General features: G+C 70.4%; 22 protein-coding genes and 22 pseudogenes. 37 read left to right on the top strand and 7 right to left on the bottom strand.

The features are described 5' to 3' along the window. Positions 1 to 13: 13 nt before the first annotated feature. The 7 genes and pseudogenes from G5V59_RS14560 to G5V59_RS14530 all read right to left on the bottom strand — a co-directional run bounded on the left by G5V59_RS14560 (position 14) and on the right by G5V59_RS14530 (position 5,160). Complete coding sequence (locus G5V59_RS14560; protein WP_278256929.1) at positions 14 to 1,687, bottom strand: DUF58 domain-containing protein; 1,674 nt, start codon at positions 1,685 to 1,687, stop codon at positions 14 to 16. A gap of 85 nt (positions 1,688 to 1,772) precedes the next feature. Continuing rightward, a pseudogene (locus G5V59_RS14555) lies at positions 1,773 to 1,877 on the bottom strand (AAA family ATPase); the annotation flags it as partial. 118 nt (positions 1,878 to 1,995) lie between these two features. After that, a pseudogene (locus G5V59_RS14550) lies at positions 1,996 to 2,229 on the bottom strand (MoxR family ATPase); the annotation flags it as partial. 542 nt (positions 2,230 to 2,771) lie between these two features. Then, entirely contained in the window at positions 2,772 to 3,299 is a 528-nt protein-coding gene (locus G5V59_RS14545) for a hypothetical protein (protein WP_278256928.1), read from the bottom strand. 120 nt (positions 3,300 to 3,419) lie between these two features. Beyond that, positions 3,420 to 3,926, bottom strand: a complete 507-nt coding sequence (locus tag G5V59_RS14540; protein WP_278256927.1) for a hypothetical protein — start codon at positions 3,924 to 3,926, stop codon at positions 3,420 to 3,422. Beyond that, positions 3,923 to 4,549 carry a hypothetical protein gene (locus G5V59_RS14535; protein ID WP_278256926.1) on the bottom strand — a complete coding sequence of 209 codons (627 nt, stop codon included), beginning with the start codon at positions 4,547 to 4,549 and terminating at the stop codon, positions 3,923 to 3,925. Before G5V59_RS14535 ends, G5V59_RS14540 begins: the two co-directional genes overlap by 4 nt. After that, positions 4,546 to 5,160 carry a hypothetical protein gene (locus G5V59_RS14530; RefSeq protein ID WP_278256925.1) on the bottom strand — a complete coding sequence of 205 codons (615 nt, stop codon included), beginning with the start codon at positions 5,158 to 5,160 and terminating at the stop codon, positions 4,546 to 4,548. The genes G5V59_RS14535 and G5V59_RS14530 overlap by 4 nt, the downstream gene beginning before the upstream one ends. Before the next feature lie 416 nt (positions 5,161 to 5,576). On the opposite strand from G5V59_RS14530, the gene rpsJ reads away from it, so the two are divergent. The 37 genes and pseudogenes from rpsJ to G5V59_RS14350 all read left to right on the top strand — a co-directional run bounded on the left by rpsJ (position 5,577) and on the right by G5V59_RS14350 (position 25,499). Then, positions 5,577 to 5,885 carry a 30S ribosomal protein S10 gene (gene rpsJ, locus G5V59_RS14525; protein WP_278256924.1) on the top strand — a complete coding sequence of 103 codons (309 nt, stop codon included), beginning with the start codon at positions 5,577 to 5,579 and terminating at the stop codon, positions 5,883 to 5,885. Positions 5,886 to 5,896: 11 nt separating this feature from the next. Beyond that, positions 5,897 to 6,550: pseudogene (gene rplC / locus G5V59_RS14520) on the top strand (50S ribosomal protein L3). 7 nt (positions 6,551 to 6,557) lie between these two features. After that, positions 6,558 to 7,146, top strand: a pseudogene (gene rplD, locus G5V59_RS14515) (50S ribosomal protein L4); the annotation flags it as partial. Positions 7,147 to 7,409: 263 nt separating this feature from the next. Next, a pseudogene (rplW, locus tag G5V59_RS14510) lies at positions 7,410 to 7,716 on the top strand (50S ribosomal protein L23). A 25-nt stretch (positions 7,717 to 7,741) separates the two neighbouring features. After that, a pseudogene (gene rplB, locus G5V59_RS14505) lies at positions 7,742 to 8,580 on the top strand (50S ribosomal protein L2). Between the two features lie 14 nt (positions 8,581 to 8,594). After that, positions 8,595 to 8,877, top strand: a pseudogene (gene rpsS / locus G5V59_RS14500) (30S ribosomal protein S19). Then, positions 8,874 to 9,293: a 50S ribosomal protein L22 gene (gene rplV, locus G5V59_RS14495; protein ID WP_278256923.1), complete on the top strand. Its 420-nt coding sequence runs from the start codon at positions 8,874 to 8,876 to the stop codon at positions 9,291 to 9,293. Before rpsS ends, rplV begins: the two are co-directional and overlap by 4 nt. Then, positions 9,293 to 10,133, top strand: a pseudogene (rpsC, locus tag G5V59_RS14490) (30S ribosomal protein S3). Before rplV ends, rpsC begins: the two are co-directional and overlap by 1 nt. A 3-nt stretch (positions 10,134 to 10,136) precedes the next feature. Beyond that, positions 10,137 to 10,558 (top strand): annotated as a pseudogene (rplP, locus tag G5V59_RS14485) (50S ribosomal protein L16). Positions 10,559 to 10,645: 87 nt separating this feature from the next. Beyond that, positions 10,646 to 10,799: pseudogene (rpmC, locus tag G5V59_RS14480) on the top strand (50S ribosomal protein L29); the annotation flags it as partial. Then, entirely contained in the window at positions 10,799 to 11,071 is a 273-nt protein-coding gene (gene rpsQ / locus G5V59_RS14475) for a 30S ribosomal protein S17 (RefSeq protein ID WP_036547886.1), read from the top strand. The pseudogene rpmC and the gene rpsQ, both read left to right, overlap by 1 nt. Positions 11,072 to 11,138: 67 nt before the next feature. Then, a pseudogene (gene rplN, locus G5V59_RS14470) lies at positions 11,139 to 11,508 on the top strand (50S ribosomal protein L14). Then, the gene (rplX, locus tag G5V59_RS14465; protein WP_278256922.1) at positions 11,508 to 11,903 is read left to right on the top strand and encodes a 50S ribosomal protein L24; all 396 of its coding nucleotides are present in this window, start codon (positions 11,508 to 11,510) and stop codon (positions 11,901 to 11,903) included. The pseudogene rplN and the gene rplX overlap by 1 nt, the downstream one beginning before the upstream one ends. After that, a pseudogene (gene rplE, locus G5V59_RS14460) lies at positions 11,903 to 12,475 on the top strand (50S ribosomal protein L5). Before rplX ends, rplE begins: the two are co-directional and overlap by 1 nt. Before the next feature lies 1 nt (position 12,476). Further along, positions 12,477 to 12,696, top strand: a pseudogene (locus G5V59_RS14455) (type Z 30S ribosomal protein S14). A 34-nt stretch (positions 12,697 to 12,730) separates the two neighbouring features. After that, a pseudogene (gene rpsH / locus G5V59_RS14450) lies at positions 12,731 to 13,137 on the top strand (30S ribosomal protein S8). Beyond that, positions 13,134 to 13,705 (top strand): annotated as a pseudogene (gene rplF, locus G5V59_RS14445) (50S ribosomal protein L6). Before rpsH ends, rplF begins: the two co-directional pseudogenes overlap by 4 nt. A 2-nt stretch (positions 13,706 to 13,707) precedes the next feature. After that, a pseudogene (rplR, locus tag G5V59_RS36705) lies at positions 13,708 to 14,094 on the top strand (50S ribosomal protein L18). A 25-nt stretch (positions 14,095 to 14,119) separates the two neighbouring features. After that, positions 14,120 to 14,762: pseudogene (rpsE, locus tag G5V59_RS14430) on the top strand (30S ribosomal protein S5). A 6-nt stretch (positions 14,763 to 14,768) separates the two neighbouring features. After that, positions 14,769 to 14,951: pseudogene (gene rpmD / locus G5V59_RS14425) on the top strand (50S ribosomal protein L30); the annotation flags it as partial. A gap of 15 nt (positions 14,952 to 14,966) precedes the next feature. Continuing rightward, positions 14,967 to 15,396: pseudogene (rplO, locus tag G5V59_RS14420) on the top strand (50S ribosomal protein L15). Between the two features lie 206 nt (positions 15,397 to 15,602). Continuing rightward, on the top strand, positions 15,603 to 16,118 hold the full coding sequence (locus tag G5V59_RS14415) for a hypothetical protein (RefSeq protein WP_278256920.1): 516 nt from the start codon (positions 15,603 to 15,605) through the stop codon (positions 16,116 to 16,118). Positions 16,119 to 16,252: 134 nt separating this feature from the next. Then, a pseudogene (gene secY, locus G5V59_RS14410) lies at positions 16,253 to 17,566 on the top strand (preprotein translocase subunit SecY). Then, positions 17,563 to 18,132 (top strand): annotated as a pseudogene (locus G5V59_RS14405) (adenylate kinase); the annotation flags it as partial. The pseudogenes secY and G5V59_RS14405, both read left to right, overlap by 4 nt. A gap of 22 nt (positions 18,133 to 18,154) precedes the next feature. After that, positions 18,155 to 18,981: pseudogene (gene map / locus G5V59_RS14400) on the top strand (type I methionyl aminopeptidase). Between the two features lie 10 nt (positions 18,982 to 18,991). Further along, on the top strand, positions 18,992 to 20,107 hold the full coding sequence (locus tag G5V59_RS14395) for a chorismate-binding protein (protein ID WP_278256919.1): 1,116 nt from the start codon (positions 18,992 to 18,994) through the stop codon (positions 20,105 to 20,107). 235 nt (positions 20,108 to 20,342) lie between these two features. Then, entirely contained in the window at positions 20,343 to 20,942 is a 600-nt protein-coding gene (locus tag G5V59_RS36700; protein WP_341350945.1) for a hypothetical protein, read from the top strand. After that, the gene (locus tag G5V59_RS36695) at positions 20,921 to 21,208 is read left to right on the top strand and encodes a hypothetical protein (RefSeq protein WP_341350944.1); all 288 of its coding nucleotides are present in this window, start codon (positions 20,921 to 20,923) and stop codon (positions 21,206 to 21,208) included. Before G5V59_RS36700 ends, G5V59_RS36695 begins: the two co-directional genes overlap by 22 nt. A 19-nt stretch (positions 21,209 to 21,227) precedes the next feature. Further along, positions 21,228 to 21,395, top strand: a complete 168-nt coding sequence (locus G5V59_RS36690; protein ID WP_341350943.1) for a hypothetical protein — start codon at positions 21,228 to 21,230, stop codon at positions 21,393 to 21,395. Positions 21,396 to 21,480: 85 nt separating this feature from the next. Then, complete coding sequence (locus G5V59_RS14385; RefSeq protein ID WP_278256918.1) at positions 21,481 to 21,894, top strand: FHA domain-containing protein; 414 nt, start codon at positions 21,481 to 21,483, stop codon at positions 21,892 to 21,894. A 111-nt stretch (positions 21,895 to 22,005) separates the two neighbouring features. Then, positions 22,006 to 22,449, top strand: coding sequence for an FHA domain-containing protein (locus G5V59_RS14380; RefSeq protein WP_278256917.1), 444 nt, complete (start codon positions 22,006 to 22,008; stop codon positions 22,447 to 22,449). Beyond that, positions 22,377 to 22,838 (top strand): ATP-binding cassette domain-containing protein, encoded by a 462-nt coding sequence (locus G5V59_RS14375; protein ID WP_341351210.1) that lies wholly within the window; start codon positions 22,377 to 22,379, stop codon positions 22,836 to 22,838. Before G5V59_RS14380 ends, G5V59_RS14375 begins: the two co-directional genes overlap by 73 nt. After that, positions 22,838 to 23,413 (top strand): hypothetical protein, encoded by a 576-nt coding sequence (locus G5V59_RS14370; RefSeq protein ID WP_278256916.1) that lies wholly within the window; start codon positions 22,838 to 22,840, stop codon positions 23,411 to 23,413. Before G5V59_RS14375 ends, G5V59_RS14370 begins: the two co-directional genes overlap by 1 nt. Next, the gene (locus tag G5V59_RS14365; RefSeq protein WP_278256915.1) at positions 23,385 to 23,951 is read left to right on the top strand and encodes an ABC transporter permease; all 567 of its coding nucleotides are present in this window, start codon (positions 23,385 to 23,387) and stop codon (positions 23,949 to 23,951) included. The genes G5V59_RS14370 and G5V59_RS14365 overlap by 29 nt, the downstream gene beginning before the upstream one ends. Positions 23,952 to 24,055: 104 nt before the next feature. Continuing rightward, positions 24,056 to 24,913 carry an MsnO8 family LLM class oxidoreductase gene (locus G5V59_RS14360; RefSeq protein ID WP_278256914.1) on the top strand — a complete coding sequence of 286 codons (858 nt, stop codon included), beginning with the start codon at positions 24,056 to 24,058 and terminating at the stop codon, positions 24,911 to 24,913. Next, the gene (locus G5V59_RS14355; protein WP_278256913.1) at positions 24,910 to 25,059 is read left to right on the top strand and encodes a hypothetical protein; all 150 of its coding nucleotides are present in this window, start codon (positions 24,910 to 24,912) and stop codon (positions 25,057 to 25,059) included. Before G5V59_RS14360 ends, G5V59_RS14355 begins: the two co-directional genes overlap by 4 nt. 122 nt (positions 25,060 to 25,181) lie before the next feature. Then, the gene (locus G5V59_RS14350; RefSeq protein WP_278256912.1) at positions 25,182 to 25,499 is read left to right on the top strand and encodes a hypothetical protein; all 318 of its coding nucleotides are present in this window, start codon (positions 25,182 to 25,184) and stop codon (positions 25,497 to 25,499) included. The last annotated feature ends 39 nt before the right edge of the window (positions 25,500 to 25,538 follow it).

Genomic DNA, 25,538 nt, shown 5'->3' with positions numbered 1-25,538 from the left:
CCGAGCTTCGCGATCACCTCCCGCATCCGGGTACGACGGTCCAGGCTCGTGCTCGGCCGCGGCGGCGTCGTACACCGCATCGGCGGTGGGCCGCTCGGTGCTGCCGGCGTCGGCGAGCCGGCCCAGGCTCGGGGTCGCGGACCGAGGCGAGCACCACCCGGTGGTGGCGGGTCAGCGCGGGGAGCACGGGGAGCAGGCCGTCGGCGATCGCGGAGGGCTCGAGCGCGGTGAGCAGGACGACCAGCGCGCGCTGGCGGCCGAAGCCCTGGACGGCACCGGCGAGGGCGTCCCAGTCGGCCTCGACGAGGACCGGGTCGAGATCGGCCATCTGCTCCTGCAGCCGCGCGGCGACGTCGCGCACCCCGTGGATCCGCTGGCGGGCCCGGACCCGGCGGTCGCCGGCGAGGAAGTCGATCCGGTCACCGGCCCGGGAGGCCAGCGCGCCGAGCAGGAGAGCGGCGTCCATGGCGGCGTCGAGGCGCGGCATCCCGTCGGCGGCGTCCTCGCCCGGGGTACGGGCGACCCGCCCGGCCGAGGTGCGCGAGGTGTCGAGGACCAGGACGACCCGGCGGTCCCGCTCGGGCTGCCACGTGCGGACCACGACATGCGCGGTGCGGGCCGAGGCGCGCCAGTCGATCGAGCGCACGTCGTCGCCGCGCACGTACTCCCGCAGCGAGTCGAACTCGGTGCCCTGCCCCCGCACCCGTACGGCGGCGCGCCCGTCCAGGTCACGCAGCCGCGCCAGTCGCGAGGGCAGGTGCTTGCGCGACTCGAAGGGCGGCAGCGCGCGCACGGTGCCGGGGACGTCGTACGTGCGCTGACGGGCGGCGAAGCCGAGCGGGCCCCAGGAGCGCACTGTCACGCCGGCGGCGCGCAGGTCGCCGCGCCGACGGGGGAGCAGCACGGTGGACAGGGCTCGGGAGTCACCGCCGCGCAGCCGGAGGCGGTGCCGGTTGTCGCTGGCGCCGGCGGAGGGCTGCCAGGCGTCGCGCACCTGGAGGTGCACGCCGCGCGTCGCCTCGACGAGCAGCCCGCCGGTCGCCGGGTCACCGAGGCGGACCGTGCCGGGCGCGCGCCGGGTCAGGCGGATCGTGCCGGGTGCGGGCGCCACGGCCAGGTCGATGCCGACCAGGACGATCACCCCGAGCAGCCACAGCAGCACCGTGCTGGCCTCCGGGCGCAGCACGACGCCCACGAGGCCCAGCAGGAGCAGCAGCGGTACCCGCCCGGAGATCGCCACGAGGACTACCGCGGGACCGGGACCGAGGCGATGGCCGACTGCAGCACCTGCGCGACGTCGACGCCCTCCAGGCTCCGCCTCCGGCCGCAGCCCGAGCCGGTGCACCAGCGCGGCCTGCGCGAGCGCCTTGACGTCGTCGGGGGTGACGAAGTCACGCCCCGAGAGCCACGCCCACGCCCGGGCGGCGCGCAGCAGGGCGGTCGCTCCACGTGGGCTGACGCCCAGCGACAGGCTCGGCGACTGGCGGGTGGCCCGCGCGACGTCGACGATGTACGCCGCCACCTCGGGCGCGACCTGCACCCGCTTGACCGCCGCCTGGCCGGCCTCGATGTCGGCACCCGTCGCCACCGCCGAGACGCCCGCGGCGGCCACGTCGCGCGGGTCGAAGCCCGCGGCGTGCCGGGACAGGATGGTCACCTCGTCCTCGCGCGGGGGCACCGGCAGCACGACCTTGAGCAGGAAGCGGTCCAGGCTGGGCCTCGGGCAGCGGGTAGGTGCCCTCGAACTCGACCGGGTTCTGCGTCGCGGCGACCAGGAAGGGCCGGGGGAGCGTCCGGGTGACGCCGTCGGCGGAGACCTGGCCCTCCTCCATCGCCTCCAGCAGCGCGGACTGCGTCTTCGGCGGTGTCCGGTTGATCTCGTCGGCCAGCAGCAGGTTGGTGAAGATCGGGCCCTCGCGGAAGGACAGGCTGCCCCGCGCTGGAGTCGATCACCATCGAGCCGGTGATGTCGCCGGGCATCAGGTCGGGCGTGAACTGCACCCGCCGGGTCTCCACCGACAGGCTGGACGCCAGGGTGCGCACCAGCAGGGTCTTGGCCGTGCCGGGCACCCCCTCCATCAGCACGTGGCCGCCGCACAGCAGCGCGACGAGCAGGCCGGACACGGCGGCGTCCTGGCCCACGACGGCCTTCGCCACCTCCTGGCGCACGGCGAGCAGGCGCTCGCGCAGGGCCGCATCGTCCGGTGCGGGTGGGGTTGTCTGGGTCATCCTCGTCGTACCTCTCTCCTGAGCCGGGCGAGGCTCCTGGGCGAGCCGGACCAGGTCCTGGTCGGTCGCGGGTGGGTGGGCGTCGTCGAGCAGGGGGCCGACCTGCTCGACGGGAGTCTCCAGGTGCCGCGCGGCGGCCTGGGCCACCTCGTCGGTCCCGGCACGGCGGTCGAGGCCGAGGCGCGCGGCCAGGTCGGTGCGGGCGGCGCGACGCAGGGCCCGGGCGGCGTGCACCCGGTCGCCGCTCTTGCGGTACATCCGGCCGCGGCTGCGTGCGGTCTCCACCGCGCGGACCACGACGGGCAGCGGCTCGGTCGACAGCGGCCCGAGCCGCCGGGCACGCCAGAGCACGAGCGCCAGCAGCGCGAGGACGCCGACCCACAGGCCCGGGCCGATCCAGCGCGGCAGCAGGGAGGAGAGGGTGACCGCCTCGTCGGCGCTCGCGTCGGCGGGGTCCGGGACGTACCAGACCAGCCGCTTGCCGGCGCCCGCCAGCCGCAGTGCCACCGCCGCGTTGTCCGCGCGCAGCACCTGGTCGTTGGTCAGCGCCTGGCCGGCGCCGAAGAGCACCACGTCGGCGGCGTCGGACTCGGCCAGCACCGCACCACCGCTGTCGGCGAAGCAGCGCGCACCGTCGAGGGTGTCGTCGGGGTCTGCTGAACACGGTGACCTGGTCGGCCTCGATCCGCAGGTCGCCGAGGTCGATCCCGGCCGCGCCGTCGCCGCGCTGGCAGGAGGCCGCGAGCGCGTCGGGGAACACCGTGGTCGCGCGCAGGTTGCTGTCCACCTCCTGCACCAGGGCGTACGACGGCTCGACCAGCACCAGCCGCCCGGGCCGCGCGTGCCGGCGCAGCCGGTCGAGCGTCTTGGGGGAGAGGGCGTCGGTGCGGGTGACCAGCACGGTCGTGCGGGCGTCGACCTTCGTGTCCTCCAGCGCATCGGCCGAGCGCACCACGTCGACGTCGACACCCTGGTCGCCGAGCACCTCGGCCAGGGCCTGCGCGCCGTCGGGGCCGGGGTTGCGGGGGTCGAGCGGCTCGGGGTACTGCTCGGAGCCGGCGGTCGTCCACACGGCCAGTGCGAGCGCGGCCGCGAGGGCCAGCCCGATCGCCAGCCAGGTGCGGCTCGGGCGGAAGCGGCTCATCGGCGGGCCGCCCGTCCGGCGAGGGTGTCGTCGAGCGCCAGCAGGCTCACGGGCCTGCTCGTAGGTGGCCACCCGCTCGCCGTACAGGGTCTGGTCGAAGAGGTCGGCGCCGTGGTGGATCGCGGTGGTGTGCTGCACGAACGCCGCAGCCAGGGCACGCGCGAGCTCGTGCGCCGTCGCCTGCGGGACGTCCTCGATCCGCCCGCGCTCGACCTGGCGCACGGCCGCGGCGCGGTAGGCGTCGACGAGGGCCGCCGACGCGTCGCCGCCGGCCAGCGCGGCCTCCGCCCGGGCGCGCAGGCTCGTCGGCGCTGATCACCTCGCCGGTCAGTGCGGCGGGTCCGGGCCGCTCCGCACGGGCGGTACGACGCGCCCGGGACAGCACCAGCGCCAGCGCCGCGACCAGCCCGAGCACCACCACCGTCAGCGCCAGCCAGGACACCGCGCCGGAGCCGGAGGCACCCTCGACGGTCTTGTCGATCAAGCGCTGCAGCCAGTCCATGAGCCGCTGGACGAGGTTGTCCTGGTAGTACTTCGGGTCGGCCAGGCTCACGCCGCATCAGCCGGCGCCCCTCGTCGCCGCTGGGGTCCAGCGGCGGGTCGAGACGTCCGGCGAGCAGGGCGAGGGCCGAGGGCGTCATTCGCTGATGATCCCCGCCTCACGCAACAGGCTCCACGTCGTAGGCCTCCTTGCGCATGCGCAGGTCGAGGTACTGCATGGAGGTCACGGTCGCGAGGAAGGGGGCGGTGAAGGCGTTCTGGATCACCGAGTCGACCGCCTGGGTGAGCACGAGCAGGAGCACGGCGTACTGCGGGGCGGCCAGGACCGAGACCTGGCCCACGATCGAGAACGGAGCCGACAGCATGCTGCCGGCGATGCTGCCGATGAGCAGGGTCAGCAGCCCGATCCCGAAGGTGCGCCAGAACGCCCGGCGGGTCAGCGTCCAGGCTCCGCTCGATCGCGGCGAAGACACCGATCCCCTCGAGCATGAGCGGCGGGACGGCGAGGTAGTAGAGCCGGGTGTAGAGCCAGCACACCAGCGCGATGAACGCCGGCACCGTCACGATGCCCCACAGCACGATCGGGCCCGCGCCGGGGGAGACGACGACGACCAGCACCCACAGGACGACGTAGACGGCGAGCAGGACCGTGAACGCCAGGTAGTAGAGCGTCACCAGTCCGAGCAGGCGCCAGCGCCGCCCGTGCGTCGCCGCCCAGGCCTCGGCCAGGGTGAGCTTTGCGCCCGACCGCGGCGGCGCGGGTGACGTGCACGACCATCCCGGTCACCAGGGTGATCCCGATCTGGGCCAGCACCAGCGATGCGAACAGCGAGCCGTACGCCGCCAGCAGGGCCAGCGCGTCGCCGGTGCTCAGGTCCTGCTCGACGTCGCCGGAGGCGTCCATCGCCAGGCCGACGGTGAAGGCTGAGGACCGCCGTGATGAGCAGCGGGATCAGCATCGCGGCGGCGGTGACCAGCACGGCTGCCCCGACCGTCGCCCTCGGGTTAAAGCGGATGATCCGGAAGGCGCCGTCGTACATGTCGCCGAGGCCGAGGGGGCGCAGCGCGAACGCGCCCGGCTTGTGGGCCGCCCCGAGCACCATCCCGGGCCGGGGGCCGCCGGGCGTGGTCGGGTAGGGCGCCCAGCCGGGGGGCGCCGTCGTGCCGAAGGGGGGAAGGGCGGGCGTGCCCGGCGGCGCCGCTCCGGGTGCGGGGTGACCCGAGCCGGCCGCCGGCTCCTGCGGCGGCGGCGCGCCCGGAGGTGGGTACATCGGCCCCTCGCTCATCGATCCCCCTTGTCGGTCGCGCTCGGTCGGTGGCGGGTGCGCACATCCTTGCATCCAGGTCCGATTCATCCTGGATTTGGCGGAGGCCCCGATCTCTGCGAAGATCGTCCGGTTGCCCCGAGAAGGTTCGTCGGGGTGCGCCACACCTTGACTACTGAATCGTGTCTCCCACGCGGAGCCTGGCAAACCGGGTTTCCGGGGCGTCCGCAGCCGTGGCGAGCGTGCCGGTGGTCGACGTTTGGTCGCACCGCGCCGAGACCCGATGCAGCCGAGAAGAACAGGCTCCACTTCCCCTGCGGGAGACGTGTGTGCCTGGAACCAGGTGCGACACGCCCGACCTCGGGGGTCGGGGAGCCTGGCCCAGAGAACGAGCCAACACGGCACGGTCGTACGACGAGTAAGGACGAGAGAGACCTATGGCGGGACAGAAGATCCGCATCAGGCTCAAGGCCTATGACCACGAGGTGATCGACACCTCGGCGCGCAAGATCGTGGACACGGTCACCCGGACGGGTGCCAAGGTCGCCGGCCCGGTGCCGCTGCCGACCGAGAAGAACGTCTTCTGTGTCATCCGCTCGCCGCACAAGTACAAGGACTCGCGCGAGCACTTCGAGATGCGCACCCACAAGCGACTCATCGACATCATCGACCCCACGCCGAAGACCGTCGACAGCCTGATGCGCCTCGACCTGCCGGCCGGTGTCGACATCGAGATCAGGCTCTGAGGTTTGCCGACATGACTATTGAGCGCAACGTGAAGGGCCTGCTGGGCACCAAAGCTCGGCATGACCCAGGCTGTGGGACGAGAACAACCGCGTCGTCCCGGTGACCGTGGTCGCCGCTGGCACCAATGTCGTCACCCAGGTCCGCCAGCCCGAGCCGGACGGCTACAACGCCATCCAGATCGGCTTCGGCGAGATCGAGGGCCGCAAGGTCAACAAGCCGCAGGCGGGCCACTTCGCCAAGGCCGGCACGACGCCGCGCCGCCACGTGGTCGAGATCCGCACCGCGGACGCCTCCGAGTACACCGTGGGCCAGGAGGCTGGCCGTCGACACGTTCGAGGCCGGCCAGGCCATCGACGTGACCGGCACCAGCAAGGGCAAGGGCTTCGCCGGTGTCATGAAGCGTCACGGCTTCGCCGGCGTGAGCGCCTCGCACGGTGCCCACCGCAACCACCGCAAGCCCGGCTCGATCGGCGCCTGCGCCACCCCGGGCCGCGTCTTCAAGGGTCTGCGGATGGCCGGCCGGATGGGCTCGGACACCGTCACCACCCAGAACGTCACCGTCCACGCCGTCGACGTCGAGAAGGGCCTGGTCCTGATCAAGGGCGCCGTTCCCGGCCCCAAGGGCGGCCTCGTCGTCCTGCGCACGGCTGCGAAGAAGGGCTGATTCCACCATGGCCAAGACTGTTTCCGTTGAGTTCCCCGCTGCGATCTTCGACGCCGAGGTCAGCATTCCGCTGATCCACCAGGTCGTCGTCGCGCAGCAGGCGGCCGCTCGCCAGGGCACGCACGCGACCAAGCGTCGCGGCGAGGTCCGGGGTGGCGGCAAGAAGCCGTACAAGCAGAAGGGCACCGGCCGCGCGCGCCAGGGCTCGACCCGCGCGCCGCAGTTCGCCGGCGGTGGCATCGTGCACGGCCCGCAGCCGCGTGACTACTCGCAGCGCACCCCCAAGAAGATGAAGGCCGCCGCCCTGCGCGGTGCCCTCACCGACCGGGCGCGCAACGAGCGGGTCCACGTCGTCGAGGGTCTGGTCGAGGGCGGCAAGCCGTCCACCAAGGCCGCGCTCGCCTCGCTCTTCGAGTCGACCACCCGCCGCAAGTTCCTCCTGGTGCTGGAGCGCGCCGACAGCCTCACCTGGCTCTCGCTGCGCAACGCGCCCGAGGTGCACATCGTGGCCGTCGACCAGGCTCAACACCTACGACGTGCTCGCGAGCGACGACGTGGTGTTCAGCAAGGCCGCGTTCGACGCGCTCGTCTCCGGCACCACCGGGACCAGCGAGGCCACCGCGCCCGCTGCCCTGGCGGAGGTGCCGGTGGCCGCCGAGTCGCCCGCGGGTGCGAAGGCGCCGCTGAAGAGCGGTGGCGCGCCGAAGGGCTACGAGGTCAAGGGCAACGCCGACTCGGGCCTCTACCACGAGCCCGACGGCCAGTGGTACGACGCCACGGTCGCCGAGTTCTACTTCAAGTCCGCCGAGGACGCCGAGGCCGCTGGCTTCAAGCGTGCCGGCTCGAAGGAGGCCTGAGCATGAGCACCCTGCACAAGGACCACCGCGACATCCTGATCGCGCCGGTCGTGTCGGAGAAGAGCCTACAGCCTTCTCGACAACAACAAGTACACGTTCCTGGTGCGCCCCGACGCCAACAAGACCGAGATCAAGATCGCGGTCGAGAAGGTCTTCGGCGTGAAGGTCACCTCGGTCAACACCCTCAACCGGCCTGGCAAGGTCCGCCGTACCCGCAACGGTCTCGGCAAGCGCAAGGACACCAAGCGCGCGATCGTCAGCCTGGCCGAGGGTCACCGCATCGACATCTTCGGAGGTCCGGTCTCCTGACCGGGCTAGGTAGAGGAATCTGACTATGGCTATCCGCAAGTACAAGCCGACCACCCCGGGCCGTCGTGGCTCCTCGGTGGCCGACTTCGCCGAGATCACCCGCACCACGCCGGAGAAGTCGCTGACCCGTCCGCTCCCGAAGAAGGGCGGCCGCAACAACCAGGGCCGGATCACCACCCGGCACCAGGGTGGCGGTCACAAGCGGGCCTACCGGATCATCGACTTCCGTCGCTACGACAAGGACGGCGTCCCGGCCAAGGTCGCGCACATCGAGTACGACCCCAACCGCACCGCGCGCATCGCGCTGCTGCACTACGCCGACGGCGAGAAGCGCTACATCGTGGCGCCGAAGGACCTGACGCAGGGCATGCGGGTGGAGTCGGGCGTCGGCGCCGACATCAAGCCGGGCAACAACCTGCCGCTGCGCAACATCCCGGTCGGTACGACGATCCACTGCGTCGAGTCTCCGCCCCGGCGGTGGCGCCAAGGCGGCCCGCTCGGCCGGCAACAGCGCGCAGGCTCGTCGCCCGTGAGGGCTCCCGTGCCACGCTGCGTCTGCCCTCGGGCGAGATGCGCTACGTCGACGTGCGCTGCCGCGCCACCGTCGGCGAGGTGGGCAACGCCGAGCAGTCCAACATCAACTGGGGCAAGGCCGGCCGCATGCGCTGGAAGGGCAAGCGCCCGACCGTCCGCGGTGTCGTCATGAACCCGGTCGACCACCCGCACGGTGGTGGTGAGGGCAAGACCTCCGGTGGTCGCCACCCGGTCTCGCCGTGGGGCAAGCCCGAGGGCCGTACGCGCAAGCGCAAGGCCAGCGACTCCCAGATCATCCGTCGCCGCAAGTCCGGCAAGAACAAGCGCTGATAGGAACGCCAGAGATGCCTCGCAGCCTGAAGAAGGGCCCCTTCATCGACGGCCACCTTCTCAAGAAGGTGGACGCCGAGAACGACAAGGGCACCCACAACGTCATCAAGACCTGGTCGCGCCGGTCGATGATCATCCCCTCGATGATCGGTCACACCATCGCCGTCCACGACGGTCGCAAGCACGTCCCGGTCTTCATCTCCGACTCCATGGTCGGCCACAAGGCTCGGTGAGTTCGCTCCCACGCGCACCTACCGCGGCCACGTGAAGGAAGACCGGAAGGGACGCCGTCGATGAGCACCACCGAGCGTCAGCGCACCAGCGCGCGTCGCGAGTCGCTCCTGGGTGACCAGCCCGGCGCGTTCGCCACCGCCCGCTTCGTGCGGATCACCCCGATGAAGGCGCGCCGCGTCATCGACCTGGTCCGTGGCCTGCCCGCGGACGAGGCGCTGACCCTGCTGCAGTTCGCGCCGCAGTCGGCCTCCGAGACCGTCGCGAAGGTGCTCGCCAGCGCCGTCGCGAACGCCGAGAGCACCGAGGGCCTCGCCGCTGGTGACCTCGTCGTGTCGGTCGCGCGGGTCGACGAGGGCCCGACGATGAAGCGTTGGCGTCCGCGTGCGCAGGGCCGGGCCACCCGGATCAACAAGCGCACCAGCCACATCACCATCGCGGTCCAGCCGGCCGACGTCGTCGCGAAGAAGGGCAAGAAGTAATGGGTCAGAAGATCAACCCGAACGGCTTCCGCCTCGGCATCTCGACCGACCACAAGTCGCGTTGGTACGCCGACAAGGCTGTACAAGTCCTACGTCGGTGAGGACGTCGCGATCCGCAAAGTCTGCTCAGCAAGGGCATGGAGCGGGCCGGCATCGCCAAGGTGGAGATCGAGCGCACCCGGGACCGGGTCCGCGTCGACATCCACACCGCGCGTCCGGGCATCGTCATCGGTCGCCGTGGCGCCGAGGCGGACCGGATCCGTGGCGAGCTCGAGAAGGCTCACCGGCAAGCAGGTCCAGCCTGAACATCCTCGAGGTCAAGAACCCCGAGATCGACGCCCAGGCTCGTCGCGCAGGGTGTCGCCGAGCAGCCTGTCCGGCCGCGTCCAGTTCCGCCGCGCGATGCGCAAGGCCATGCAGACCTCGATGCGTTCGGGTGCCAAGGGCATCCGGATCCAGTGCTCGGGCCGCCTCAACGGCGCCGAGATGTCGCGCACCGAGTTCTACCGCGAGGGCCGCGTCCCGCTGCACACGCTGCGTGCCGACATCGACTACGGCTTCTACGAGGCCCGCACGACCTTCGGCCGCATCGGCGTGAAGGTCTGGATCTACAAGGGCGAGGTCGCCGGCTCCCGTGCCGAGCGCCAGGCCCAGGCCGCTGCCCGCGCCGGTGTCCCCGGCCGCGGTGGCCGTCCCAGCCGTGGTGGCGACCGTCCGACCCGTGGGTCGCGCGGCGACCGCCCGAACCGCTCGGACCGCAACGCCGAGGCTGCTGCTCCCGCCGTGGAGGGCAACCCCGAGGCCGTCGCGGCGGAGCCGACCACCGGAACGGAGTCCTGACCCATGTTGATGCCGCGTCGCGTCAAGCACCGCAAGCAGCACCACCCCAAGCGTCGGGGCGCTGCCAAGGGCGGTACGTCGCTCGCGTTCGGTGACTTCGGTATCCAGGCGATCGAGGGTCACTACGTGACCAACCGTCAGATCGAGTCCGCTCGTATCGCGATGACCCGCCACATCAAGCGTGGCGGCAAGGTCTGGATCAACATCTACCCGGACCGCCCGCTCACCAAGAAGCCCGCCGAGACCCGCATGGGCTCCGGCAAGGGCTCCCCGGAGTGGTGGGTCGCCAACGTCAAGCCCGGTCGCGTCATGTTCGAGCCTGTCGGGTGTCCCGGAGGACGTGGCCCGCGAGGCCATGCGCCGTGCGATCCACAAGGCTCCCCATGAAGTGCCGTTTCATCACGCGAGAGGCGGGTGAGTTCTGATGGCGAACGTCATCCACGCCCACGAGTTCGGACGAGTCTCAACGACGTCGACCTCGAGGCCAAGCCTGCGCGAGGCCAAGGAGGAGCCTGTTCAACCTGCGCTTCCAGGCGGCCACCGGCCAGCCTGGAGAGCCACGGTCGGCTCCGCACGGTCAAGAAGGACATCGCCCGGATCTACACCGTGGTGCGCGAGCGCGAGCTCGGCATTCGCACGGCCCCGGGTGCCGAGGAGGAGAACTGATGACCGAGTCCACCGAGACCCAGCGCAACGCCCGCAAGACCCGTGAGGGTCTCGTGGTCAGCGACAAGATGGACAAGACCGTGGTCGTGTCCGTCGAGGACCGCGTGAAGCACGCGCTCTACGGCAAGGTCATGCGCCGCAACACGCGGCTCAAGGCCCACGACGAGCAGAACGACTGCGGCGTCGGCGACCGTGTCCTCATCATGGAGACCCGCCCGCTGTCGGCCACCAAGCGCTGGCGCGTGGTGGAGATCCTCGAGCGCGCGAAGTAAATCCGTTCGGCCAGGCTCTGCCGCCTACTGAGCGACAGAGAACCGGCACGACAACCAGGAGAAATCGATGATTCAGCAGGAGTCGCGACTCAAGGTCGCCGACAACACCGGTGCCAAGGAGATCCTTTGCATCCGCGTGCTCGGCGGCTCCGGTCGCCGCTACGCGGGGATCGGCGACGTCATCGTCGCCACCGTCAAGGACGCCATCCCCGGCGGCAACGTGAAGAAGGGCGACGTCGTCAAGGCGGTCGTCGTGCGCACCGTCAAGGAGCGCCGTCGTCCCGACGGTTCCTACATCCGCTTCGACGAGAACGCCGCGGTGATCCTCAAGAACGACGGCGAGCCCCGTGGCACGCGCATCTTCGGCCCCGTGGGCCGCGAGCCTGCGCGAGAAGAAGTTCATGAAGATCATCTCGCTCGCCCCGGAGGTGCTGTGATGGCTGCCCGCAAGAAGTCCGAGCAGGACCGCCAGAAGCCCAACCTGCACGTCAAGAAGGGCGACACCGTCAAGGTCATCGCCGGCAAGGACAAGGGCGCCGAGGGCAAGATCATCAAGGTTCTCCGCGAGGAGCACCGGGTGATCGTCGAGGGCGTCAACCGGATCAAGAAGCACACCAAGGTCGTCGACCAGGGTGGTCGCGCCGGCAACACCGGCGGCATCATCACCACCGAGGCGCCGATCCACGTGTCCAACGTGATGCTGGTCGAGGGTGACGGCGTCACCCGCGTCGGCCACAAGCGGGTCGAGGTCACCAAGCGTCGTCCCGACGGCTCCGAGTACACCTCGACGCGCAGCGTCCGCATCTCCCGCAAGACCGGGAAGGAAATCTGATGACCGAGAGCACCATCGAGAAGGTCACGCCCCGGCTCAAGACCAAGTACCGCGAGGAGATCCTCCCGGCGCTCAAGTCGGAGTTCGAGATCGCCAACGTCATGCAGGTCCCCGGTCTGGTGAAGATCGTGGTCAACATGGGTGTCGGCGAGGCTGCTCGCGACTCGAAGGCTGATCGAGGGCGCGATCCGCGACCTCACCGCGATCACCGGTCAGAAGCCGGCGGTCACCAAGGCCCGCAAGTCCATCGCGCAGTTCAAGGCTGCGTGAGGGCATGCCGATCGGCACGCACGTCACGCTGCGCGGCGACCGCATGTGGGAGTTCCTGGACCGCCTGCTGTCCCTCGCGCTGCCGCGTATCCGCGACTTCCGCGGTCTCTCGCCCAAGCAGTTCGACGGCCGTGGCAACTACACCTTCGGCCTCACCGAGCAGGTCATGTTCCACGAGATCGACCAGGACAAGGTCGACCGCCAGCGGGGCATGGACATCACCATCGTCACCACGGCGACCAACGACGAGCAGGGGCGCGCGCTGCTGAAGCAGACTCGGCTTCCCGTTCAAGGAGAACTGACATGGCGAAGACCGCGCTGAAGGTCAAGGCTGCACGCAAGCCGAAGTTCGCGGTGCGGGGCTACACCCGCTGCCAGCGCTGCGGCCGCCCCAAGGCCGTCTACCGCAAGTTCGGCCTGTGCCGCATCTGCCTGCGCGAGATGGCGCACCGGGGCGAGCCTGCCCGGCGTGACCAAGTCGAGCCTGGTAACACCCAACCGTTGCAGGTCCGCGCGCCGGTGAGCGAGCGGAAACCACAGCAGAAAGAACACACATCATGACGATGACTGACCCGATCGCAGACATGCTCACGCGTCTGCGCAACGCCAACCAGGCGTACCACGACGCGGTGACCATGCCGTACAGCAAGGCTCAAGGAGGGGGTGGCCGAGATCCTCAAGCAGGAGGGCTACATCACCTCCTACGGGGTCGCGGACAACGAGAACGGCGTCGGCAAGGCTGCTGACCGTCACCCTCAAGTACGGCCGCAACCGCGAGCGTTCCATCGCCGGCGTCCGCCGGATCAGCAAGCCCGGCCTCCGCGTGTACGCCAAGCACACCGGTCTGCCGAAGGTGCTCGGCGGCCTCGGCGTCGCGATCATCTCGACGAGCCAGGGTCTGCTGACCGACCGCCAGGCCAACCAGAAGGGCGTGGGTGGGGAAGTCCTCGCCTACGTCTGGTGACAAGGGAAGGAGAGAGAAGAACATGTCGCGCATCGGCAAAGCTCCCCGTCCCGGTCCCCGCGGGCGTCGACGTCCAGGTGGACGGCCCCGTCGTCACGGTGAAGGGGCCCAAGGGCACCCTGAGCCACACCGTGGTCGCTCCGATCACGGTCGAGAAGGGCGAGGGCGTCCTCGACGTCAAGCGTCCCGACGACGAGCGCCTCTCGAAGGCCTACCACGGCCTGTCGCGCACCCTGATCAACAACATGGTCGTGGGTGTGACCGAGGGCTACGAGAAGAAGCTCGAGATCGTGGGCGTGGGTTACCGCGTCCTGTCCAAGGGCCCGACCCAGGCTGGAGTTCCAGACTCGGTTACTCCCACCCGATCATCTTCGACGCTCCCGAGGGCATCACCTTCACGGTGGATGGCCCCACGAAGCCTGGGCGTCGTCGGGATCGACAAGCAGCCTGGTCGGCGAGGTCGCCGCCAACATCCGCAAGCCTTCGCAAGCCCGAGCCCTACAAGGGCAAGGGTGTGCGGTACTCCGGCGAGCACGTCCGCCGCAAGGTCGGAAAGGCTGGTAAGTGACCATGGCGATCACCCTCAAGCACCAGCGGAACCTCTCGGCTCGCGCCAGGCTCCAAGCCTGCGCCGCCAGATCCGCGGTCGCAAGAAGATCTCCGGAACCGCCGAGCGTCCGCGCCTGGTGGTCACCCGGTCGACGAAGCACATCACCGCCCAGGTCGTCGACGACCTGGTCGGCAAGACCCTGGCGTCCGCCTCGACGCTCGAGGGAGACCTGCGCTCCTTCGACGGCGACAAGACCGCCAAGGCCAAGAAGGTCGGCGAGCTTTGTCGCCGCCCGCGCCAAGGAGCAGGGCGTGGAGTCGGTCGTCTTCGACCGGTCCGGCAACAAGTATCACGGTCGCATCGCGGCCCTGGCAGATGGCGCCCGTGAGGGCGGCCTGACCCTCTGAGCGCGAACAGGACTGAGGAGAGATCATGAGCGGACCCCAGCGCGGACAGCGTTCGGGCGGCGACCGTGGCGGCCGTGGAGGCCGTGACGGTGGTCGTGGCGCCGAGAAGAGCCAGTACGTCGAGCGCGTCGTTGCCATCAACCGTGTCGCGAAGGTCGTGAAGGGTGGTCGTCGCTTCAGGCTTCACCGCCCTCGTGATCGTCGGTGACGGCGACGGTCTGGTCGGCGTCGGCTACGGCAAGGCCAAGGAAGTTCCCGCGGCGATCGCCAAGGGTGTCGAGGAGGCGAAGAAGAACTTCTTCCGCGTCCCCCGCATCCAGGGCACGATCCCGCACCCGGTCCAGGGTGAGAAGGCCGCCGGCGTGGTGTTCCTGCGCCCGGCCGCCCCCGGTACCGGTGTCATCGCCGGTGGTCCGGTGCGCGCCGTCCTGGAGTGCGCCGGCATCCACGACGTCCTCAGCAAGTCGCTGGGCTCGTCGAACCAGATCAACATCGTGCACGCGACCGTCGAGGCTCTCCGTCTGCTGGAGATGCCCGAGACGGTGGCCGCGCGTCGTGGTCTGCCGGTCGAGCACGTCGCCCCGGCGGCGCTGCTCAAGGCCAAGGCCGAGGGCGAGGCCGCTGCGGCCGCGTCCAAGTCGGCTGCGCCCGAGGCGGTGAACGCCTGATGGCTCAGGCTCAAGGTCCAGCAGACCAAGTCGAAGATCGGCACGAAGGCCAACCAGCGCGAGACCCTGCGCACCCTGGGCCTCAAGCGGATCGGCGATGTCGTGATCAAGGAGGACCGTCCCGAGATCCGGGGCATGGTCCACACCGTCCGTCACCTGGTGACGGTCGAGGTTGTCGGAGGCGAGTGACGATGACGCTGAAGCCTGCACCACCTGCGCCCGGCCCCGGGCGCCAAGACCGCCAAGACCCGCGTGGGTCGTGGTGAGGGCTCCAAGGGCAAGACCGCCGGTCGTGGTACGAAGGGCACCAAGGCCCGCTACCAGGTCCCGGTCGCGTTCGAGGGTGGCCAGATGCCGCTGCACATGCGGCTCCCGAAGGCTCAAGGGCTTCAAGAACCCCTTCAAGGTGACCTTCCAGGTCGTCAACCTCGACCGGATCAGCGCGCTGTTCCCCGAGGGCGGCGACGTCACCCCGGAGACGCTGGTCGCCAAGGGCGCCGTCCGCAAGGGCGAGCCCGTCAAGGTGCTCGGCCAGGGTGACCTGACGGTCAAGGTCGCGGTGAGCGCGAACGCGTTCTCCACCTCGGCCAAGGAGAAGATCGAGAGCGCCGGCGGGACCGTCACGGTCCTGTGAGTGCGTTCGCAAGGGGCGCGTCGGTCGATGGCCGGCGCGCCCCTTGCGTATTTGCGCAGCTCGCTGTGTTGATATCTGACAATTGTTGATTGACTCCATCGGTCGTCGCGTGGTCGGTTACGAAGGCTCGGTCTCTCCGGGCGCACTCGACGAAGGGAAGAACGATGAGGAAGCGAATTCTCGGGATCCTTGGGGCGGGGCTGGCCGTGCTGGCCGGCCTGGGGGTAGCCAGGGTGGCGCCGGCCGCTGCGGCCGCAGCCAACGACCCGGACGGCTGGAACTGGACGTACAGCGCCGTGATCGGCAGCGAGACCTACCAGATCCGGTGGAAGGAGGGCGTGCGCGCTGCCAGCACGGCGAAGTCGAGCGCCACGATCACCGTGACCGACCGTTCCGCAGACGGGCTGGGCCAGCGCGTCCAGTGGCGCGTGTACGGCGCGACCTCATGGAACTACTGCTACAACACGACCGGCGCTGGCACCTCCAAGGTCTGCTCGGTGAGCAAGGGCAAGTTCATCCAGTACAAGGCTCTGCTTGAAGGACGGGTCCGTGATCGGCTACTGCGCCCCGCAGGACGGCTTCCAGACCTGAGGCCTCTGGCGTGGGGCGACGGTCTGTGCCGTCGCCCCACTACGCGCCTGATCGGAGGCGACAGATCGCCGGTGGTAGGCCGCCGGATGAGCCCTCGCTTCGGGCTTGCTGTTAGTCTTCAGGTCGCCTGAGGCAGTGTTGTCGTGTGCACCGCAGGTCTCGCCAGAACGGGAGGCCGGGTGCACAGTGGGGCCACGCGCCTTTCGTCACCGCTGGGATCGCATCCCGCGCCTGCAAGCTACCAAGTGTTAGAAAGAGGTCTCGAGTGCTCAGCGCGTTCGTGAACGCCTTCCGGACCCCGGATCTGCGGCGCAAGTTGTTGTTCGTCCTGCTCATCATCGTGATCTTCCGGGCCGGATCGCAGATCCCGGCACCCGGTGTGCACGTCTCCAACGTGGAGGCCTGCCTCAACATCGCCAAGGACGGCGAGAACGCCGGGCTCTACAGCCTGGTGAACCTCTTCTCCGGGGGTGCGCTGCTGCAGACTCACCATCTTCGCGCTCGGGATCATGCCGTACATCACGGCCAGCATCATCCTGCAGGCTGCTGGTGGTCGTGATCCCGCGGCTGGAGGCCCTCAAGAAGGAGGGTCAGTCCGGGCAGACGAAGATCACGCAGTACACCCGTTACCTCACGCTCGGCCTCGCCGTGCTGCAGGCGACCGGCATCGTTGCCCTGGCTCGCTCGCGCAACCTGCTGCAGGGCTGCGACAAGGACTTGCTGCACCACGACGACACCAAGACCTTCCTGGTCATGGTCGTCACCATGACCGCGGGCACCGCGGTCATCATGTGGCTCGGTGAGTCTGATCACCGAGCGCGGCGTCGGCAACGGCATGTCGATCCTCATCTTCACCCAGGTCGTGGCGACCTTCCCGACCGCTCTGTGGCAGGTCAAGATCACCCAGGGCTGGTGGACCTTCGGGATCGTGATCGCGATCGGGCTCGTGCTCATCGCGGCCGTCATCTTCATCGAGCAGGCGCAGCGCCGGATCCCGGTGCAGTACGCCCGCCGGATGGTGGGCCGCAAGATGTTCGGCGGCGACTCGACGTACATCCCGCTCAAGGTGAACCAGGCCGGCATCATCCCGGTCATCTTCGCCTCGTCGCTGCTCTACCTGCCGGCGATGGCGGTGCAGTTCAACCAGAACTCGCAGAACCCCAACAAGGTGATCCGCTGGCTCAACGAGTACCTCGTCGACCAGAGCCACCCGGTGCACATGATCGCCTACGTGCTCCTCATCGTCTTCTTCACCTACTTCTACGTCTCGATCACCTTCAACCCTGAAGAGGTGGCGGACAACATGAAGAAGTACGGCGGCTTCATCCCCGGGATCCGGGCGGGCAAGCCGACCCAGGACTATCTGTCCTACGTCCTGTCCCGCATCACGCTGCCGGGCTCGCTCTACCTGGCCCTGATCGCCATCGTGCCGCTGATCGCGTTCGTGATGATCGACGCCAGCCAGAACTTCCCGTTCGGCGGTACGTCCATCCTGATCATGGTCGGCGTCGCACTCGACACGGTGAAGCAGATCGAGAGCCGACTCCAGCAGCGCAACTATGAAGGATTCCTGCGTTGAGGCTTCTCATCATGGGCCCCCCGGGCGCCGGCAAGGGCACCCAGGCGGCCGCTGTCGCGTCCCACTTCGGCGTCCCGGCGATCTCCACCGGTGACATCTTCCGGGCCAACGTCGGCGAGGGCACCCCGCTCGGCATCGAGGCCAAGCGCTACATGGATGCCGGGGAGTACGTCCCCGACGAGGTCACCAACAACATGGTGCGTGACCGGATCGCCGAGCCGGACGCCACTCAGGGCTTCCTGCTCGACGGCTACCCGCGCACCCTGGCCCAGGTCACCGAGCCTGGACGCGATGATCGAGCCTGACCGGGCACAAAGCTGGACGCCGTGCTCGTGCTGACCGTGGACCAGGAGGCCGTGATCGGCCGCCTGCTCAAGCGTGCCGAGATCGAGGGCCGCACCGACGACACCGAAGAAGTCATCCGGCGTCGCCAGGAGGTCTACGCCGAGGAGACCGAGCCGCTCATCGCCGTCTACGCACAGCGCGGCCTGGTGGTCGCTGTCGACGGCATGGGCGAGGTCGCCGAGGTCCAGCAGCGGATCTTCGACGCGCTCGACAACATCGACCAGAGCCTGACGCCCGGCGCACGTGCTGTTCAGCCCCCGGATCGAGGTCAAGAGCCCCGAGCAGGTCCGCGCCATGCGCGCGGCCGGGCTCGTGGTCGGCCGCACGCTGGAGCGGCTGCGCGCGGCCGTGCGCCCCGGTGTGAGCACCGGCGAGCCTGGACGCGCTCGCGGAGCAGAGCATCCGGGAGCAGGGCGGCGTGCCCTCCTTCCTCGGGTACGGCGAGCCGCCGTTCCCGGCGAGCATCTGCGCCTCGGTCAACGACGAGGTCGTCCACGGCATCCCCGGCTCCCGGGTGCTGGCCGAGGGCGACGTCCTCTCGATCGACTGCGGCGCGATCGTGGCCGGGTGGCACGGCGACTCCGCGATCACGGTCCCGGTCGGCACGGTGGCGCCGGAGGTCGCGGAGCCTGCTGCGGGTCACCGAGGACGCGCTGTGGCGAGGTCTCGCCGCGGCGCGGGCCGGCGGCCGGGTCGGGGACATCTCGCACGCCGTCGAGGCCTTCGTCGAGTCGCAGGGCCGCTACGGCATCACCGACGGCTACACCGGTCACGGCATCGGCACCGCGATGCACATGGACCCCGACGTACCGAACCGCGGGAGGACGGGGCGCGGTCCGCGGCTCAAGACCGGCATGGCGCTCGCGGTCGAGCCGATGATCACGCTGGGGACCGACGACTCGGTCCTCGCTCCCGACGAGTGGACGGTGCTCACCGCCGACGGGACCTGGGCAGCGCACTTCGAGCACACCCTGGCGCTGACCGAGGCCGGCGTCTGGGTGCTCACCGCCGAGGACGGCGGCCGTGAGCGGCTGGCGGCGCTCGGCGTACCGTGCGGGGCCGAGGACTAGGCTGAGGACCATGGCGCGGCAACCGATCACCCCGGCCGCTCTGGCCGCGCGGCCGCTGCTCTTCGCCTCCGGCGAGGAGGCCTACGTCGCCGCGCAGGTGCTCGACACCCTGCAGACCCCGGACGGCGCGAACGCCGTGTGGGCCGAGGAGGTCGTGGCGACGCTCGGGCCGGGGGAGCGGGCGCTGTGCGCGCTCTCCTTCGCCGCCGGCGCACCGGGCCTGGCGCACCGGGTGACCGGCTCCGAGCACCCGCTGCAGCGTCCCGAGCGCGACGCGGAGGTCGAGCGGACCTACCAGGTCACCGAGTTCCCCACCGCCGACGAGTACGCCGCCATGGTGGAGACCGCGCTCGCCCGGATCGCCGACGGCTCGCTCCACAAGGTCGTGCTCGGCCGCTGCCTCGACGTGCTCAGCGATCCGCCCCTGGTGCCGGCCGAGATCATCGACCGGCTGCTGACCACGCGCCCCGGGCGCTACGTCTTCAGCGTCCCCCTGGTGCCGGGACCGGACGAGGGCCCGATCCTGGTCGGCGCCAGCCCCGAGCCTGCTGGTGCGTCGCGACGGCCTGGAGATCTCCTGCACGCCCCTGGCCGGCTCGGTTCCCCGCTCGACGGACCCCGCCGAGGACGCCCGCCGCGCGGCCGCGCTGCAGCAGTCCGGCAAGGACCTCGCCGAGCACGCCTTCGTGGTGGAGGCGATCGTGCACGCGCTCAAGGAGGTGTGCGAGGAGATCGAGTACCCCGCGACCCCGGAGCTGCTCTCCACCGACACCGTGTGGCACCTCGCCACGCCGATCTCGGCACGTCTCGCCGACGGCGCCGACGGCCCCAGCGCCCTGCGCCTGGCCCAGCTGCTCCACCCCACGCCCGCGGTCGGCGGGGTCCCGACGGCGGCGGCCAACGCGGTCATCGCGGACCTCGAGGGGGACCTGCGCGACTGGTTCGCGGGCTGCGTCGGCTGGGTCGACGCCAGCGGCGACGGCGAGTTCGCGATCACCATCCGTGCCGCGGTGATGGACGGCCCGCGGCTGCGCCTGTTCGCCGGTGCGGGCATCGTCGCGGGCTCCGACCCTGCCTCGGAGGTCCGCGAGACCGGCGCCAAGGCTGGCGACGATGGCCCGGGTGACCGGGCTGCCGTGAGGCCGGCTCGTCGTCGTACCTCCGGGTGGGTCGATTGGCCCGGCACTGACGGCACGTGCAAGGATGACGCCCACCAGGGGGGGAGTATTCCTTCGCCGCGGGCTCGTCATCACGATCGGACATCGCTGTCCGGTCCGGACCCGCAGGTCGCCCGGTTCGGGCGGCGGAAGAGACCTCGGGCGATCTGCTGACGCTCTACGCCCCCTGAAAGGGACGCCTCCATGGACGTGACCACCCTCGAATGGACCATCACGATCGGCGCCACGCTGGCCGTGCTGCTCTTCGACGTCGTCGTGATCGCACGCGACCCGCACGAGCCGACGATGAAGGAGTGCGCGGTCGCACTGGCCTTCTACGTCGGCGCCGCGGTCGCGTTCGGCGCCTTCATCTGGATCCACCACGGCCACGACTACGGGATCGAGTTCTACACCGGCTGGTTGACCGAGTACTCGCTCTCGATCGACAACCTGTTCGTCTTCATCATCTTGATGTCGGCGCTCAAGGTGCCGCGCAAGTACCAGCAGGAGGCGCTGCTCGTCGGCATCGTGCTGGCCCTCGTCTTCCGCGGCATCTTCATCGCCCTCGGCTATGCGCTGATCCAGAACTTCAGCCTGGATCTTCTACCTCTTCGGCGCCTTCCTGGTCTACACCGCCGTCAGGCTGGTGCAGTCCTACGGCTCGCACGACGACGAGCACCCCGAGGAGAACGGCGTCGTCACCTTCGCCCGCAAGCACATGAAGGTCGGCGAGACCTACCACGGCCTCAAGGCTCTGGTACCACGAGAACGGCGTCCGCTTCGTGTCGCCGATCGTCATCGTGATCATCGCCCTCGGCGTCACCGACATCCTCTTCGCGCTCGACTCGATCCCGGCCATCTTCGGCATCACTCAGGAGCCGTACCTGGTCTTCACGGCCAACGTCTTCGCGCTGATGGGCCTGCGGCAGCTGTACTTCCTGCTCGGCGGCCTGCTGCAGAAGCTCGTCTACCTCTCGCTCGGCCTGGCCTTCATCCTCGCCTTCATCGGCGTGAAGCCTGGTCCTGCACGCGCTGCACGAGAACGAGTCGCCGTTCATCAACGGCGGTGAGCACCTCAAGGTCTGGGACATGCCGTCGCTGTTCAGCCTCGGCGTCATCATCGTGACGCTGGTCGTCACCGCGGTGGCCAGCCTGTGGAAGACCCGGCACGAGGGCGACGACCACGTGCCGGACCACGCCACGGCGGCGCGCGAGCCGGGCGACGTGGACGACACCCCGGGGCCCGACTGGCGCTGACCGGCCGCCGGTCCGGGTTTGCGGAGCGGCTGATCGGTTAGGGTCTCTGACCGTCAGCCTGCTCCGCACCCCCGAAGGATCGCCCGTGGACCGACTCCAGGTGCAGTGGTCGGGAACGACCCGGATCTTCGACGGGCCGCGGGTCGTGGTCGGGCGCGAGTCCGACTGCGACGTACCGGTCTCCGACGGGCGGGCCTCCCGGCACCACCTCACCCTGCTGCGCGAGGGCAGCGCCTGGGTGGCGGTCGACTCCAGCAGCAACGGCACCTACGTCGCCGGCCAGCGGATCACCCGCACGCCGCTCCCGGCCGGCCCGCTCAACCTGCACCTCGGCGGCCCGGACGGGGAGACCGTGGTGGTCACCGTGCTGGCGAGCCAGCCCGCGCCACCCGCCCCCGCAGACTCCGGCTGCCCCGCAGCGGCCGGTGGCCCCGGTCTCCTCCCGTCCGGTGCCGGCCCCGGCGCCGCCGACCCCGCAGCAGCAGCCGCTCGGCGGTGAGTTCTGGAAGAACCTGCCCCCGCCGCAGGCTGCCCTCGCAGGGCGCTCCGGCCGATGCCTGGCGCCCGGTCGGCGTGCTCCCGCCCGGTCAGGCTGCCGCACGGCCACTCCGTGGTCCTGCCCCAGCGAACCCAGGCCGGCCGCTCGCTGTCGATCGGGCGCGAGCACACCAACGACATCGTCCTCGACGACCCGTTGGTCAGCCGTCACCACGCCCGCCTGGACCCGCCGACCGGCCGGTGCTCGCGGTGCTGCACGACCTCGGCTCGTTCAACGGCACCTTCGTCAACGGCCACCGGGTGCAGGGCGCCGTGCAGGCTGCCGGTCGGCGCCGAGGTGATCTTCGGCAACCAGACCTTCCGCTGGGACGGCCAGCAGGCTGGTCGCCTCGGCGACCGCCCACGAGTTCACCCTGTACGCCGACGGGCTCACCCAGGTCGTCGGCGGCGGCAAGCGGCTGATCGAGAACATCTCCTTCAAGCCTGGAGCCGAAGAGCCTCACCGCCGTCATCGGCCCCTCCGGTGCGGGCAAGTCCACCCTGCTCGGCGCGCTGACCGGCCTCAAGCCGGCCAGCCACGGCCGGGTGATCTGGCAGGGCCACGACCTGTACCAGCACTACGACCAGGCTCCGCTTCCAGATCGGGCTGGTGCCGCAGCAGGACATCCTGCACCCGCAGGCTCAAGGTCAAGCAGGGCCTGCGCTTCGCCGCGCAGGCTCCGGCTCCCGCCCGACACCACGGCGCAGGAGTGGGACGCGCGGGTCAACCACGTGGCGAACCGAACCGGACTCGTGCAGCGGATGGACAACCGGATCGGCACCCAGGCTCTCCGGCGGCCAGCGCAAGCGGGTCTCCATCGCCACCGAGTCTGCTCACCGCGCCGCCGCTGCTCTTCCTCGACGAGCCCACCTCCGGCCTCGACCCGGGCCTGGACCTGGAGGTGATGCGCCAGGCTGCGGAGCCTGGCCGACGACGGCCGCGTCGTCATGGTGGTGACCCACTCGGTGCTCGCGCTCGACGTCTGCGACAACGTGCTGGTGCTCGCCCCCGGGGGCCGGATCGCCTACTTCGGGCCGCCCGACGGCGTGCTCGCGCACTTCGGCAAGACCAACTACCCCGAGGTCTTCGACCTGCTCGACGACGCCGACCTGTGGCAGCGGATCCCGGCACCCCAGCACGCCGTGGACACCTCCCAGGCTCGCCCGGCAGGGGTACGCCGCCGTACCTGCCCCGCCGCGCCAGTCCACCTCCCGCCAGGCTCTCCACCCTGGTCAAGCGCAACCTGGCCGTCGTCTTCGCCGACCGGCTCCTGCTGGGGATGCTCGTCCTGCTGCCGCTCATCCTGGGCGGGCTCAGCCGCGTCGTCCCCGGCAGCGACGGGATCTCCATCGCCGCGGCCGGCGGCAAGATCGGCGAGTCCCAGCAGCGGGTGACCGTCCTCATCGTCGCGGCCTGCCTGATGGGCACCGCCCTGGCGATCCGCGAGCCTGGTGGGGGAGAGACCGATCTTCCAGCGTGAGTACGCCGTCGGCCTCTCACCCGGCGTTTACTTCACCAGCAAGGTGCTGGTCCTCGGCAGCGCCGCCTTCGTCCAGGGCCTGGTGGTCACCTTCCTCGCGACGGTGGGCCTGCCCGGTGCCGACGGCAGCGGCGGGACCTTCCGGGTCGCGATCGCGATCGCCCTGCTGTCGTGGACGATGGTGGTGATCGGCCTGGCGCTCTCGGCACTGGTGACCAGACTCGGAGCAGACCATGCCCGCCCTGGTCGGACTGGTGATGCTGCAGGCTCGTGCTCTCCGGCGCGCTCTTCCAGATCGCCGGCCGGTTCGGCCTGGAGCAGATCGCCTGGCTCTCGCCGTCGCGCTGGGGCTATGCCGCGGCCGCCTCGGCGATCCAGGCTCACCGACGGCTTCTCCGGCACCGACAAGGAGGACTGGATCGCCGAGAGCGGGGCCGCGCACTACCTGATGGACCTGATGGTGCTGGGGCTGCTCGGCGTGCTCGCCTTCGGGGTCGGGCTCCTGCTGGTGCGCCGCAGCGCGACCTCCGACGGCTGAGCCCGGGAATGCGTGGGGGCCGCGCGGCCTTGGGCTTTCGATGACCGCGCTCGCCCTCTCCGTCCTTGACCTCGTCCCCGTCCGCAGCGACCAGTCCACCGGCGATGCCATCGCCGCCTCCGTGGAGCCTGGCCCGCAGCGCCGACCGGCTCGGCTACCGCCGCTACTGGATCGCCGAGCACCACAACATGCCGGCGGTCGCCGCGACCAACCCACCGATCCTGATCGGGATGATCGCCGGCGCCACCGAGCGGATCCGGGTGGGTTCCGGCGGCGTGATGCTGCCCAACCACGCCCCGCTCGTGGTGGCCGAGCAGTTCGCGCTCCTCGAGGCGGCGTACCCGGGCCGGGTGGACCTGGGCATCGGCCGGGCTCCGGGCAGCGACCCGGTCACCAGCCTGGGCCCTGCGGCACGGCGGCGGGGGAGTGGAGGAGGACGCGGTGGCCCGCTTCCCGGAGTACGTCGACAACGTGCTCGCGATGATGGAGCCGGCCGGTGTCGGGCTGGCCCTGCGTGGTGGCCAGCACGTGCTGCGCGCGACCCCGTCCGCGCGGTCGGTGCCCGAGGTCTGGCTGCTGGGGTCCTCGGACTACTCCGCGCGGCTCGCCGCGGCGAAGGGGCTGCCCTACGTCTTCGCCCACCACTTCTCCGGCTCCGGCACCGCCGAGGCCCTCGAGGCTCTACCGCTCCACCTTCCAGGCCTCGCCCGAGGCGGAGGCCCCGCGGACCTTCCTCACGGTCAACGCCTCCGTCGCCGACACCGCCGAGGAGGCGCACCGCCGAGCCCTGCCGCAGCCTGCTGCAGATGCTCGCGCTGCGCACCGGCCAGCCGCTCATCGCGCAGCGCACGATCGAGGACGCCGAGACGATCGTCGCCGCCGGGCTCACCGAGGCCCAGGAGGGGGATCATCGAGGCGATGCGCGCCAAGTGGGTGATCGGCGACGCGGCCACGGCACGTGAGCAGACTCGCGGCCCTCACGGCGTCGTACGGCGTCGACGAGGTGATGGTGAACCCGGTCGGAGGCGCGCTCGCCGGCACCGACCCGCGCACCGCCCCGGCGCGGGTGCGCACCCTGGAGCTCCTCGCCGAGCCTGCCGCGGTTTGAACCCACCCCGCCGGGGGACGCTGCTCGCTGACACGGATGACGGCGCGGGCGAGGTGAGGTAGGCATGGGGGGCGAGAAGTCGCCGGCGGAGATCGGCGTCATGTGGATCAAGTGGGAGCCTGATGCAGCGCCTGCTCACCGACATGGACACGGTCGGCGGGCAGATCGACGACGTCGCCACCTACGGCACGGACGAGGTGTTCAACTCCACCGCCTTCGAGTACGAGATCCCGCTGACCGGCGTCAGCGTCCTCAAGCCGATCTCCGACGCGCTGAAGGAGTGCGGCGGCGTCATCGACGAGGTCAAGACCGGCTTCCAGGAGAAGTGGAAGGGCCTCACGGCAGCGGTCGCCCTCTCGGCGAAGGACTACGAGACCGCCGACGGCGAGCAGATGCACACCTTCCTGCAGGCCTACCTCGACCTGGTGGACAAGCCATGACCTGGACGACGATCGAGGCGGAGCCCCGCTCGACCCGCC

It is taken from the genome of Nocardioides convexus, from assembly GCF_011090295.1.
This window is presented reverse-complemented; position numbering and strand designations above follow the sequence as displayed.

Coding starts and splice junctions, on each gene's coding strand:
- G5V59_RS14370 (WP_278256916.1), top strand. CDS start 22,838: ATGCGCCAGGCTGCGGAGCCTGGCCGACGACGGCCGCGTCGTCATGGT.
- rplV (WP_278256923.1), top strand. CDS start 8,874: ATGAGCACCACCGAGCGTCAGCGCACCAGCGCGCGTCGCGAGTCGCTC.
- G5V59_RS36690 (WP_341350943.1), top strand. CDS start 21,228: ATGCCGTCGCTGTTCAGCCTCGGCGTCATCATCGTGACGCTGGTCGTC.
- rplX (WP_278256922.1), top strand. CDS start 11,508: ATGGCTGCCCGCAAGAAGTCCGAGCAGGACCGCCAGAAGCCCAACCTG.
- rpsQ (WP_036547886.1), top strand. CDS start 10,799: ATGACCGAGTCCACCGAGACCCAGCGCAACGCCCGCAAGACCCGTGAG.
- G5V59_RS14360 (WP_278256914.1), top strand. CDS start 24,056: ATGCCATCGCCGCCTCCGTGGAGCCTGGCCCGCAGCGCCGACCGGCTC.
- rpsJ (WP_278256924.1), top strand. CDS start 5,577: ATGGCGGGACAGAAGATCCGCATCAGGCTCAAGGCCTATGACCACGAG.
- G5V59_RS14395 (WP_278256919.1), top strand. CDS start 18,992: ATGGCGCGGCAACCGATCACCCCGGCCGCTCTGGCCGCGCGGCCGCTG.
- G5V59_RS14350 (WP_278256912.1), top strand. CDS start 25,182: ATGCAGCGCCTGCTCACCGACATGGACACGGTCGGCGGGCAGATCGAC.
- G5V59_RS36700 (WP_341350945.1), top strand. CDS start 20,343: ATGGACGTGACCACCCTCGAATGGACCATCACGATCGGCGCCACGCTG.
- G5V59_RS14530 (WP_278256925.1), bottom strand. CDS start 5,160: ATGAGCGAGGGGCCGATGTACCCACCTCCGGGCGCGCCGCCGCCGCAG.